Raw genomic sequence first — 11,985 nt, 5'->3', positions numbered from 1 at the left:
GACCGGACTGTTTCGTGTAGTGTCGTAACAAAACTGACTCCCTGATGCGCTGGCGAAAAATTTTCACTTCTAATGGCTGCCATTATTTTCTGAATCAGGAAATTCGATGGCTGGATAAGCCGTGTTTTATGCGCTTATTTAGCGGCTTTGTCTTATTGACATTGTGTTAAGTTTTCACCCATCAAAAAAATCACCGTCCACTTAGCAAGGTAAAACATGTCAATTCAGGGTATCGAAAGTGTTATGCAGCAGCTGCAAACCGCAGCGATTCAGGCCAGCGGCAAGAGTACCGATGCCTCCAGCCATGCGGATTTTGCCGGTGAGCTGAAAGCCGCACTGAACAAGATCAGCGACACGCAGAATGAAGCCCGCACGCAAGCGCAGGACTTTGAGCTGGGTAAGCCAGGCATCAACCTGAACGATGTGATGGTGGATATGCAGAAGTCGTCGGTGTCGATGCAGATGGGGATTCAGGTGCGTAACAAGCTGGTGAGTGCGTACACTGACATCATGAATATGCAGGTTTAGCGGGTGTAAGAGACGTGACGGCACAAAAAAGCCCGCATGGCGGCGGGCATGTGCTCAGGTCTTGTTGCATAAATGTTACTTTTAAGACTAATACCCCCCAGATAATTCGGACAGAAGCGTCGGGGAGTGATATTGTAATTTCTTCTTGTTCACAGTTTATGAAGGTTACTATTCCTATTATCAGATTCAAATGCCCGTCATGTCATGGATGTCAGTTCCGTTTATCGCCCCATAACATCACGCCAAAAAATCCCCACGGTGCTAACTGTATTTTCTGCAAAGCCGGAATGCAGGCCAGCGCTCAGACTCTTACTCACTAACACACTTCGACCGTAAAAACTCTTGATTGCCGCGAATGAAAATCGGGTGAGTCACTAACCCAGCACTTCAGCGCTGCAATCAGGGTGTAAAACTGCTCTTACCCCTCTCTTACCCCTCGCTTACCCCGACAATCAATCTTCTATTTAAGAAATCAATCGCTTACCCCGACAATCAATTTTCTATTCCAGAAATCAATCGCTTACCTCAAATCACTCTTTTACCTCAACAATCACTCACTTATCCCTGACCGATTTCACCACGCGTTGGCTGCACCCACTCAGCGCTTCAGCAATCTTACTGGCCAACCGACGATCGCGCTGTCGCCGCGCCAGGGCTTCTGCACGGCGGGCTTTGTAACGACTTTTGCTGGTGCCATGTTGCTGGCACGCTTTCCAGATGATCGTGGTCATCATAACCTCCTGATTTTTACGGCTGGCTGGTATTCATTCAGGGAAAATATGACCATTAAATCAGTTAACAGCATAAATATATCCCCTCCTAAAAACGATAGCCATAGTTATTATTAATATCAATGGTTATGATGAAAATAACTGTACTTATAGATTTACGTCATTGAATTTAAACGCAAAAATGTTTTTTTATCGCTTTTTTTACGCTTTATTCTGGCGATGTTATAGAAAGCTTTACTAATCTATTCAGTTGAATCAATGCGTCAAAACCCCTGTGCAGGTTAACTGTCACAGAGGGGGGAATTTGCGAGGAGTAACTGATGATATCTGTACTGCACAGAGTATCCGGAGGGCGATACAAGGAAACCATTCTGCAAGGGCAGGATGTCAGTACTTACCGTCTTAAATCACGGATCAGGAAGATTGCAACACCCGTCAGTTCTGACTCGTCAGAGAGCTCTACAGCGGGCAATCTGGGATCATCTACGGTCAAAAAACCATTAGAGGGGCCCTCAAGATAACGGTATACGGAGAGGCGGGAATTGACCTTTGCAATCACCAAATCTCCAGATTCTGCTGGTACTTCAGTGTCGATGATGACGATGCTGCCGGCGGTGGCTTCTGAGCAACCGCTGTTGCGGTCAAGAATATAGGCTCGCCAGCTCTTCTTCGCCTTTGCGCCATTAGGGGCTGAGACCACTTCTCCTGTTTTTCCATCTGGCCCCCAAACGGAAATAGTAGTACCACTCTTTACTTTGTCAATGGCGCTAATGGCGGAGGCGCCGCGCATCTCTCCTTCGCCGTTAGCCAGCCACTGTACGTTCACGTCGAGGGCGCGGGCAATGTCGACCAGTTTGCGGGAGCCTTCTGCTTCCCCTTTGGTCAGACGCCAGATTGTAGGCTGCGATACGCCGGAGGCTTTAGCTAAAGCACCCTGGGTAATTCCCATCATGGACATAGCCATGTTCAGTCGGTAAGCGAGTGTATTCGGTTTCATATACCAGAATTTATAGCGAAGGCTATTTTTCGTCAAACACGCTTTGCTATTGACGAAGTTAATAGCTATTGCTATTAATTTATCATAAGCAATAGCAAGGAGGATATTCAGCGCCACGGAATGCTATCGGATTTACTGCTCTTTCACAATCTGGCCGCCCAGCCTAATCGCTGGCAACGCATCCGACGTCTTCGTATGACGCAGATTTATCCCGATATTTGGGTCAGATCTGCCGACTTGAACTTAGCAGGTGTTTACGAAAAGTGCCGAATAGATCGGCTCGTTACCTGCCTGAATGCTGATTTAAGGAGTCATTATGCGAGACATCAAGCTATTACTGGAAAGCTGGGGCGGCTGGGCGGCCACCGATCGCAATGGTATCGGTTACTCTTCCGTTGCGGCCGGTTTCCGTGGTCTGATTACCTCCTCACCGGTTCCCCGTCCTGTCTGCAGTGACAACGACGGCATTCTGCTCGACAGCTGCATCAGCCGTCTGAAAAAAAATCATCCTGATGAACATGCGCTGCTGGTTGCTCACTATCTGTTCAGAGTTTCACTTCGCTCCATTGCCCGCCGACGCCGTTGCGCTGACGGCACCATTCGCAAGCAACTCCAGACCGCAGAAGGTTTTGTCGAAGGGGTGTTATCCGCGCTGGATATAACGCTTGAATGTGAAAATTAATTTATTTTCAGAAAAAGTGGTTGCGTACGCAATTACCGATCCATGATGTTAAAAAGGCAATTTAATCTTCACCCTTGAAGCACTTTCAATACCGGGGAATTCACGTTACATGAATTCAGGCTGGTGCCTGTTTTCGCATGAGGAGGTGGGGAATGAGTAAGATAATACAGATATTAACCTATGAAGAAGGATATAAGGATCGGCCTTATATTGACACTGAAGGTTATCCAACCGTTGCCTGTGGGATCGTTATCGGTCCCAAAGACGCTTCGCTGGTTAATTATCAATTTACCGTACCAAAAACGGTGGGCGATATTTGGATGCAAAAAATGCTGGATGACAAAATTCAGCTGATGAATACGCGTCCTTCTATTGTCGCTGCATTGAAGCAATGTAATCCAGCGCGTGCCGATGTGCTGTACAGCATGGCCTATCAGCTGGGTGTTGATGGTCTGGCAGCCTTCAAAAATACGCTGGTGATGATCTCAAACGGTCATTTCGATGGCGCGGCGGAAGGCATGCTCAGCAGCTTGTGGGCACGGCAAACGCCGCAGCGGGCAAAACGACTGGCGCAGGTGATGCGCAGCGGTACGTATGATGCTTATCAGGGGGTTATATGAAATTCATTCTGTTTTTACTGATTGTGCTGGCGGTGATTTTCCTGGTCTGGTGGGTAAGCAAGCACGGCAAAATCGAGTTGGTCTCCCATACCAAACTGCTGTTTAAGACCTGGTCGGTCTGGCTGGCGTCAGCCGGTTCCGCCATCGGCGCCTGGGCCCAGTCATTCCCGGATTCCGCGATGAATGCCTGGACCGCATTACCGGAAGATGTGAAGACCTTTATGCCGCAGCATTATCTCGGATTTGTCGCCTCTTTTATGGTCGCGATGGCGGTTATCGCCCAGTTTGTTCGGCAGAAAACCTTAGCCATACAGCGCCAGGCAACGGAGGGTAAAGCATGAGCACACTTCTTGCGCTTTTTACCGGCAGCTGGCATGGGCTGGCTGCAATCGGGGTGGTGTTTGCCGCGTTAATCGCCAGCTGGTTTGGCGGCAAAAAAATCGGCAAGGTGCAGCAAAAAGCTACCTCTGACGTCACGGCGGCAAAGCAGGAAGCCGATCGCGTGGCTATCGTCGCCAATAAACAGGCTATGGATATTAAGGAGGTTAAAAATGTTCAGGACAGTAATAACGTGCTTACTGATGACGCTGCTCGTAACAAGCTGCGCGACTCAACATGGAACAACCCACAATAGTCCCCAGCTTATTCAGGACTCCTCCTGTACGTTATTTTCACCCATCCGTACTTACGGTAAGGACTGGCAGGTCATTGATATCAGGACGGTGAAGGAAATTAACGTCCACAACGATACCTGGAATAAAGTTTGCGCAACTAAAAAGGAAGATTAACCCATTCACCCACAGGGAAAGGGTGATTTTATCCCTCAGGAGTTATGACTTATCTTTTATTTTTCCTTTAATGAATTTTTCATTTAGGCGATTCGCTACGGCTTATTGCCCCGGAGGTTATTATGATTGAAGTTAACTCATTTGCTGAATTGAGAACAACTGCACCTGCCAAAGCTGGCGATTTGGCTATTCTGCGCCGTTATTACGATAAGGATTCCACATTCCGTGGCGGCGGTGATTTTGTTGGTTTTCTCAGCGCAACGCCGCCGGCGGATGATTCAGGCACGCTGGCAGCCGGCAGCACTTTTTACTGGAAACGCGTCATTCACGATCCGGATGAACTCAACATCTATCACTTTGGCGGGAAGGGTGACGGCGTGACCGATGACAGTGGCGCCTTCAAACTGATGATGAGCTGGGCGCAGACCTTTAATACCAACGCCAAGGATCTCGGTGTGCGCTTCCCGGCCGGAAAGTTCCTGATTAATCCCATCGATTATACCGGGACCGACGCCGCCTTCTTTTATATCTACGGCGATGACAATCCCCATGGTGCCATGCCACGCACCACCATCGTGTCCAACAAGTCCACCGCACCGGTATTCAAAGTGCAGGCACGGCGCGTGGCCATCAAGGGCATCGCGTGGAATGGCCAGGCCACGGCGGATATCACCACCAATAAAGCGGCGATTACCTCGGCGATGTGTACCAACCAGCAGCCGTTTTTTGAAAATACCATCGTTGCGGGGGAGTCAGTGGTGATTAATCGCTTCCGGGCGTCAAACAATGGCGGCACGGTCATCAAGCTGTTGGATACCCTGGATTCGAAGTTTGACCAGATCTATACCTTAACCACCTATGGCCGGGTGTTTGATATTGGCTGGTCAGACACCGCGGCCGGTGTCTGGGATCACTCAACGGCGATTGAGTTAACCAACGCGAATTTCCAAACCGGCTATGGTGATGCGACGCTGTATATGCCGCGCGTGACGCAAGGTATTTTGCGCAACGTGTGGATTGAGCATACGCGCTTCCCGGGCGACCTGAGTGATGGCGGCTGGACGATTGATACTCTGAATCTGGAAGACTGTGCCAATCCGTTCAATATGAACAATGGACGCGTGCAGATCCGCCAGCTGAATCTGCAGTCCGGCGGTAAAGTCAGTCTGGATACCACGTCTCCACGCTGGCTTTCAGGCTATGAATACGGCTGGCGTCGCGATGAAAGTTTTGGCTCAACCATGACCGGGTCGATGAAGGCCGGCTGGTACACCGGCTTCAAGGTGACCAATACCTCGACCAGCGACAAATGGTACAAGTTGGGCAAAATCAATATGCCGAAGGATAACCAGCAGTGGGTGGTGGAGATGATCAGTAAAGCCACTAACGATGTCCTGACGGGCACGGCGGGTAACCCGGTCACGGCGCTCTCTTCCTGTATGACCTGGCTGAATATCTCGCGTTGTTCAACCGCCATCTATGCTGACATTCAGCATAAAGGTTCCCCGGCGGTGCTGGACGTGAAGCTGAACCGCATCGGTGTGACCTACGCCGAAATCTGGGTCAAGCTGAAAGCCGCCAGCGGCGACATGATGTTCAACCTGAAATCGACCGGGCCGAGTCGTTTTGAGTCGGGCGAATGTAACCTGTTTACCCCGGATCTCAGCGAAGTGACCGACAGCACCACCATCGGCACCACCTCACCGAACGCCAGGATGAGCCTGCATAACGGGCTGGCGGGAATTGGGGCGAACGAGAAGGGGGTACTTACGGTGGCTACCGTGGCGGCCACCGCGCCAACCACCACCACGGCAGCGGGCTATATCACCGTCAACATCAACGGTACGGACCGCAAAATCGCCTATTTTTGACCTGTAAAACAGCAGCGGCCGCCAGTAATGGCGGCCTTTTTCAGTGATTTACTTTGTTGGTTAAAAAATTGTTGTGAACTTCTGCGAAACGCAGCGGTCAGAATTGATGAGTGATTTTTTAACCCAGAAGGATAAACGCATGAGTGATAACACCGAAGAACGTAAATCTCCGACTGAACACGTACGCGATGTGACTTCTCAGTTAAAAGAAATGCGCCACTATGCCCAATCCAATGTGGAAACGCTTTCAGCTCACTGGCTGGCTTTTGATCAGGGTGAGTACAAACATCCCGAATTCGCCGAAAGGGTGAACGACCTGCTAACCAAGCAGGGTCAGCTACTGGATGAGTTAGATAAAAACATTCAGGATATGGAAATTGAAGCGAACCGTATCGACAACGAAGCCTGATAATTCAGACTGAGTGAACACAACCCGCCACGGCGGGTTGTTTTGTTTTTGTGGCAGGGACTACAGCACGAACTCCGGGCTGACGCGATTTCTGCCGCTGCTTTTCGCAATGTACAGCTGCTCATCGGCATTTTTAATCGACTCGTCCAGACTGCCCGCATCAATCACGTGCAAGGTACTGATGCCAATACTCACCGTCACGCTAAGGTTCTGCTCGTTGAGCATAATGGTATTGCGCTCGATGCTTTGGCGCAGCCGATCGGCCAGCAGATACGCTCTTGGCTGAGAAATCCCCTCTATCAACACCAAAAACTCCTCGCCACCCATCCTGCTGATGATTGCCGTCTGTTGCAGCGACTGGCGGATGCACTCCACCGTCTTTGCCAGCACCTGATCGCCGGCCGCGTGCCCGTAGGTATCATTGATGTTTTTGAAACGATCGATATCCACCACGAAAACCGCGCCGTAGAAGCCGCTGGTTTTATTCTTGCGGGCAATCAGCGCGTTCAGCTGCGAGGAGAGGCCGCTGCGGGTCAGTGCGCCGGTGAGGAAATCATAATCCGCCCGCTTGGTAATGCGCGCCACCAGCTTTTTATTGGCGGTGGTGCTCAATGCCACAATCAACGGACTGATGGTCATCGCGGCAACGCCCAGTCGGGCCGAAGCCAGGCTGTCGATGCGGAAGAAATCATCGGAGCCCTGGATAGTCAGCACCTTACTGGCCACCAGGATGATTTCAGTGATACCGGTTAACAGCGTGAGCAGGCAGGTAAAGAAGATCGGATAGCTGACCGCACACCACATCAGCGCAGGCAGCGGGAAGATCAGGCTGCCGCCACCGCCAACATAAATGCCGCACACGGTGGAAACCAGCAGCATCACCAGCGGCATCAGATTGCTTTCGCGGAGTTCATTGAACAGCTGGTCCAGCTCATCACGGCGCGGGAAGGTGATCACCAATGGCAGGATCAGGATCGACGTGGACACCTGTTCGCAGAACCACGAGATCCATCCTTGCATCAGATCATCATGAAAATAACGCTGGCCGGCGAAGGAGCCAATGGCGGCACACACCGCGGCGGCGATAATGGAAGCCGGGAAGACGCGGATCAAGGCCTGCAGTCGTCGCGGATAGGGACGCGTCAGATAGGGTGACAGCAGCACCGCTTTGCCCACCGTCACAAAGGCGATATTCGCGGCATCCATTCCCAGCGAAACAATAACCGGGGTGCCGTAAAGCATATCGGCGGCAACCATGCCGAGATACATCGCCGGCAGGCTGGAAAGGGTATCGAAGCGAGGAAAACGGATCAGCACCCCTAATAACAGGGCATTACACGGCCAGAAAAGGGAAAGTGCCTGATAACTACGGCAATGCAGGCCCAGGGTCGCTAAACATAATGCGAGAAAAAATAAGAATATAACCTGGTCAAACTTATATTTATTAATTTGCATTTTTTATGGCTCAAGGTGCTTACCGGAGTCCGGCGAAGACTGTCTGCGCGGTAACTACCGTGTCATGTCCGACTGCGGCCGGCTCCGTGGTACACATTTCTCAGGGTGAAAAGTGTATAAGGTTGGCCTCTCGCAGTTAGGTCATGGTTTAAGAATGTTCTTAATTCGGCTGGTGTGCCGCTCAGAATATCGCTAAGGCTGTTTAATTTCAATCACTACCAGGCGTAACTGGCGTGAACAACATAGCTGACAGGTTAAGGGCAATCGCTAGCATATATATCGTAATAGCCTGTGATTTTCGAACGATAATCTGCTGCCCTTTTCGATTTGGGAGCATTCTTAGCAGCTGAAAAGCAGAAAAAGTTGTGGGGGTAAAATGCGGGTCATCGTAATCACTGGCCCGATTACAGGCCAGTGAAAGGGCATTACAGTTCGTTCTTGATGCAGAATTCTTCCCAGGTCATGCCGAGCGCGGTGGCATGCTGACGCAGGTAAGCTTCAATGGCCTCAGCTGCGACCGCTTTATCCGGTTCGGCTAGCTGAATGGCGAACAGCATGCCGTCGAGCTTTTTCTCACGGGTGAACGCGGCATAGGCACGGTCGGTTTGCATATCCTGTAACTGGGACAGAGTCATGCCCAGTTTGGCCGCATCGGCGTCGGTGAGTTGAGCAATGCCGGTTTTGATTTCCGGGTGTGCTTCAAGAAAAAGAACGCGCGCGATGGCGTAATACTCTTCAATGCTTTTCATAAAAAATCCTGCGGTCAGTAATGGGCGCTAGTTTACACGGCTGCGGGCTGAGGTGAAATGGCGATGGTAACGTCAGTGCCTGCGGGAATTGTTGCGGTAATTGTTGCGGTAAATAAGGAGAAATTATAACGTAGCGCCTGACTGCAGAATTTGGAACTGAATATGAAAAAGTGGATGATTACGACCTTAGCCGCCTTCACGCTGGCTGGCTGTGCAGATATACCCAATTATCAGGGTGCAGTAAAAACCCCACCGCCGGCGAACCTGGTCGGAAACTGGCAGAGTATGGGACCACAGAAAGGTCTGGTCAGTAAGGAGGCGATTGCCAGCCTGATTATTACTGCGCAAGGCGACACGCTGGATTGCCGTCAGTGGCAGCGGGTGATTGCTAAGCCAGGCAAGATCACGCTGTTTAAAGGCGACTGGGTTAACGTCAATAAAGACGTCCGGGTGATGCCGCTGGCGCTGGAAGGCACCGAGTTGCACTACGACAAGCTGGTTCTGCAGCGCGTCAATCAGCCAACGGCAGAGTGTCAGCAGGCGCTGGCCCATGAAAACGATGCGGTTGCTACTGCCACCAAAGCCAAATCTGCCGAATCCGGTGCTAAAAAGCACCACAAAGCGTCGTTCAAAAACGCCAAGTCTTAAGCAAAACAGGCCGTCTGAGGATCCCAGACGGCCTGTTGTTATTTAGAAACTGCCGAATCGAGCAAATCCCTTCGGGTTGCCCAATCATTACCCGTTAGTCCGGGCGCTATTCCGTCAGCACCCACACGCTGACGCTGCCTGGATTACAGCGGAACACCGTATTCCCCTTATCGTCAGCGGTAATGGTCTCTGTCTGATGGCCAAGATAATCCCGCCAGCTTTTCCCTGCCAGCGCCTCACCCATTGGCAACGTCTTTTCTCCCGCGTCACCATTGGACAGGATCACCACACAGCCCGGCTGTTCTTCCGTTCCGCTGCGCGCGAACGCCACACAGTTGGGATGATTGAACCACTCGGTCTGTACGCCGTGCGCATACAGCTGACGGGCGCGGATCAAGGCTTCCAGCTCCGGGATCACCGGCATATCGATGTGGTGATTTTCGCCGTCGCCACCTTCATCTTCATAGCTGGCACCGAACAGATCCGGATAGAACACCACCGGCACACCCTGTTCCCGCAGCAGGATCAGCGCGTAGGCCAGCGGTTTGAACCAGGGTTCGACCGGCGCTTCCAGCGACTGCAGCGGTTGCGTGTCGTGGTTGGCGACGATGGTCACCGCATGCCAGTGATCTTTCTCAACCAGGGTGTCATTAAAAATCTGGCTAAGGTCGTAGCTGGCACCTTCGCGGGAGGCATTGTGGAATTTCATCTGCAGCGGGGCGTCGAACAGCATGGTTTTGCCCTCGACCTGATGGATGTACTGCTGCAGCTTATCCACTTCGTGCGACCAGTATTCAGCAACAATAAACAGCGGTTGTTCGGCGACTTCCTGAACGTGCTCAATCCACTCTTTATAGAACCAGGCGGGAATATGTTTAACCGCATCCAGCCGGAAGCCGGTGCAGGGCAGTTGTTCCAGCATCCAGCGCGCCCAGTACTTCAACTCTTCCGTGACGGCATGATTGCGGAAGTCGATGTTGGCACCCATCAGATAATCGAAGTTGCCCAGTTCATCATCGACCTGATCGTTCCAGCCTTCGCCGGTGTAATCATTAACGATTTTGAATACGCCGTTTTCGTCAGGGTTTTCGATGTAATCAACGCCGTTGAAGCACTTATAATCCCAGACAAATTTTGAATACTGGCCCGCACGGACCGGGAAGGTGAATTTGGTCCAGGCATCGGCTTCGAAGGCTACAGGGTCGATCTCATCGCGGTTGTCGGGGTTGGTGCGGTTAACCTGAATACGTTCCTTTTCATCTGCCCCCATTTTATGGTTGAGCACCACATCCATGATCACACCAACCTGGTGCGCGCGAAGGGCGTCCACCGCGGCTTTCAGCTGTTCTTTGTCGCCATACTTGGTGGCACGCGAGCCTTTCTGATCGAACTCGCCCAAATCAAACAGATCGTAACTGTCATAGCCGACGGAATAGCCGCCGGATTCGCCTTTATAGGCAGGCGGCAACCAGACGTCGGTGATGCCGATTTCAGCCAGTTTTTCCGCTCGTTCGGCGGCTTCGGGCCAGAGTTTACTGCCGTCGGGATAGTACCAATGGAAGAATTGCAACAGGGTCGAATTAGGCATGTCCTTGCTCCGGGTGTTCAGGCTGGGATCTGAAGTATGGAGCAGGCGGAGAGAAAAGCGCGGGTCAGAAGCTAAAAAAGTTTAGCGTTCTGCCCGCCGGCTGGTGTGAGTTGAATTCATACTGAAAAAGGTCTTTTTATGCGCCTTGTGATCCCTGCGGGAACAGCACAACACCTTGCATTCCGCTATAGGCTTTATTCACGGATTTCTGCCGGGTTGCCTGGCCAATCAGCGAGGAGAGCTCGCTCATCCGCGACTGCAAAAGGCTTTTCACTTCGGCTTCGTTGTTAAGAATATGGCGCAGCACAGGACGCAACTGATCCTGTGTCTGATCCGGAACAGGGGAAAGCTTGGTGCTCTCCGCCAGTATTTCTACCGCACCGACGTAATCGACTTCCATTTCAATGAGTTCATCCCATTTACCTTCGCTTGCCAGACGCAACATAGACTGGCTGAGGACTAATAACTGTTGGTAAATCGTGAGCAGCTGCGGAGCAATATTCATTTAAACGGCGTCCTGAAGGGCGTTAGTTGCAGAAACTTCTTTCCAGGCATCGGCAATGTTGCGCAGCAACGTTTCGACTTCCAGAATCGCTTCGGCGTCATTATGCAGATTGGCTTTAAGCAGCCGGTGGACCATATAGCGGTAAAGACTGGCAAGATTATCAGCAAGCTCGTCGCCTTTATTCTCATCCAGACCCTGCTTAAGGCCGTTCTCAATAATGTTGATGGCTTTGGAGAGCGACTCTCCTTTGCCAGCAATGTTGCCATCGAGCAAAAATAACCGGGCACGAACCAGGGCGCTAAGCGCCCCGTCGAACAGCATGGTGACCAGTTGATCCGGCGTGGCGCTCATCACTGCGCTTTCCACACCGATTTTTGCATAGGCTTTGGTACCGCTTGCGCTATACATTTTGTC

At 51.4% G+C, this 11,985-nt stretch carries 16 protein-coding genes; 9 read left to right on the top strand and 7 right to left on the bottom strand.

Going from position 1 to position 11,985, the window contains the following annotated elements:
* The first annotated feature begins 216 nt into the window (after positions 1 to 216).
* Entirely contained in the window at positions 217 to 528 is a 312-nt protein-coding gene (gene fliE / locus EBC_RS15010) for a flagellar hook-basal body complex protein FliE (protein ID WP_013202671.1), read from the top strand.
* A gap of 158 nt (positions 529 to 686) precedes the next feature.
* Positions 687 to 848: a cold shock small protein YmcF gene (gene ymcF / locus EBC_RS26405; protein ID WP_422570432.1), complete on the top strand. Its 162-nt coding sequence runs from the start codon at positions 687 to 689 to the stop codon at positions 846 to 848.
* 234 nt (positions 849 to 1,082) lie between these two features.
* Here the strand turns inward: ymcF and EBC_RS25800 are convergent, their stop codons facing one another.
* The gene (locus EBC_RS25800) at positions 1,083 to 1,262 is read right to left on the bottom strand and encodes a hypothetical protein (RefSeq protein WP_157868025.1); all 180 of its coding nucleotides are present in this window, start codon (positions 1,260 to 1,262) and stop codon (positions 1,083 to 1,085) included.
* A gap of 391 nt (positions 1,263 to 1,653) precedes the next feature.
* Positions 1,654 to 2,373: a LexA family transcriptional regulator gene (locus EBC_RS15005; protein WP_231853665.1), complete on the bottom strand. Its 720-nt coding sequence runs from the start codon at positions 2,371 to 2,373 to the stop codon at positions 1,654 to 1,656.
* Between the two features lie 199 nt (positions 2,374 to 2,572).
* Here EBC_RS15005 and EBC_RS15000 point away from each other — a divergent pair, with 199 nt between their 5' ends.
* The 6 genes from EBC_RS15000 to EBC_RS14975 all read left to right on the top strand — a co-directional run bounded on the left by EBC_RS15000 (position 2,573) and on the right by EBC_RS14975 (position 6,626).
* Entirely contained in the window at positions 2,573 to 2,938 is a 366-nt protein-coding gene (locus EBC_RS15000; RefSeq protein ID WP_013202668.1) for an antiterminator Q family protein, read from the top strand.
* Between the two features lie 152 nt (positions 2,939 to 3,090).
* Entirely contained in the window at positions 3,091 to 3,558 is a 468-nt protein-coding gene (locus tag EBC_RS14995) for a glycoside hydrolase family protein (protein WP_013202667.1), read from the top strand.
* Positions 3,555 to 3,899, top strand: a complete 345-nt coding sequence (locus EBC_RS14990; protein WP_013202666.1) for a DUF7940 domain-containing protein — start codon at positions 3,555 to 3,557, stop codon at positions 3,897 to 3,899. Before EBC_RS14995 ends, EBC_RS14990 begins: the two co-directional genes overlap by 4 nt.
* Complete coding sequence (locus EBC_RS14985; RefSeq protein ID WP_013202665.1) at positions 3,896 to 4,192, top strand: hypothetical protein; 297 nt, start codon at positions 3,896 to 3,898, stop codon at positions 4,190 to 4,192. The genes EBC_RS14990 and EBC_RS14985 overlap by 4 nt, the downstream gene beginning before the upstream one ends.
* A 276-nt stretch (positions 4,193 to 4,468) precedes the next feature.
* Positions 4,469 to 6,217 (top strand): phage EPS-depolymerase, encoded by a 1,749-nt coding sequence (locus EBC_RS14980; RefSeq protein WP_013202664.1) that lies wholly within the window; start codon positions 4,469 to 4,471, stop codon positions 6,215 to 6,217.
* A gap of 139 nt (positions 6,218 to 6,356) precedes the next feature.
* Complete coding sequence (locus EBC_RS14975; RefSeq protein WP_013202663.1) at positions 6,357 to 6,626, top strand: hypothetical protein; 270 nt, start codon at positions 6,357 to 6,359, stop codon at positions 6,624 to 6,626.
* Positions 6,627 to 6,686: 60 nt separating this feature from the next.
* Here EBC_RS14975 and EBC_RS14970 read toward each other — a convergent pair whose 3' ends face one another.
* Complete coding sequence (locus EBC_RS14970) at positions 6,687 to 7,943, bottom strand: GGDEF domain-containing protein (RefSeq protein WP_231853664.1); 1,257 nt, start codon at positions 7,941 to 7,943, stop codon at positions 6,687 to 6,689.
* 563 nt (positions 7,944 to 8,506) lie between these two features.
* Complete coding sequence (locus EBC_RS14965; RefSeq protein WP_013202661.1) at positions 8,507 to 8,830, bottom strand: DUF6388 family protein; 324 nt, start codon at positions 8,828 to 8,830, stop codon at positions 8,507 to 8,509.
* A 162-nt stretch (positions 8,831 to 8,992) separates the two neighbouring features.
* Between EBC_RS14965 and yedD the strand changes: the two genes are divergently transcribed.
* Positions 8,993 to 9,478: a lipoprotein YedD gene (yedD, locus tag EBC_RS14960; RefSeq protein ID WP_013202660.1), complete on the top strand. Its 486-nt coding sequence runs from the start codon at positions 8,993 to 8,995 to the stop codon at positions 9,476 to 9,478.
* Between the two features lie 106 nt (positions 9,479 to 9,584).
* Here yedD and amyA read toward each other — a convergent pair whose 3' ends face one another.
* From amyA to fliS, 3 genes are all read right to left on the bottom strand, one after another.
* The gene (amyA, locus tag EBC_RS14955) at positions 9,585 to 11,066 is read right to left on the bottom strand and encodes an alpha-amylase (RefSeq protein ID WP_013202659.1); all 1,482 of its coding nucleotides are present in this window, start codon (positions 11,064 to 11,066) and stop codon (positions 9,585 to 9,587) included.
* Positions 11,067 to 11,202: 136 nt separating this feature from the next.
* Entirely contained in the window at positions 11,203 to 11,571 is a 369-nt protein-coding gene (fliT, locus tag EBC_RS14950) for a flagella biosynthesis regulatory protein FliT (RefSeq protein WP_013202658.1), read from the bottom strand.
* Positions 11,572 to 11,979 carry a flagellar export chaperone FliS gene (fliS, locus tag EBC_RS14945; RefSeq protein WP_013202657.1) on the bottom strand — a complete coding sequence of 136 codons (408 nt, stop codon included), beginning with the start codon at positions 11,977 to 11,979 and terminating at the stop codon, positions 11,572 to 11,574.
* Positions 11,980 to 11,985 lie beyond the last annotated feature (6 nt).

Source organism: Erwinia billingiae Eb661, assembly GCF_000196615.1.
Lineage (GTDB): Bacteria > Pseudomonadota > Gammaproteobacteria > Enterobacterales > Enterobacteriaceae > Erwinia > Erwinia billingiae.
This window is presented reverse-complemented; position numbering and strand designations above follow the sequence as displayed.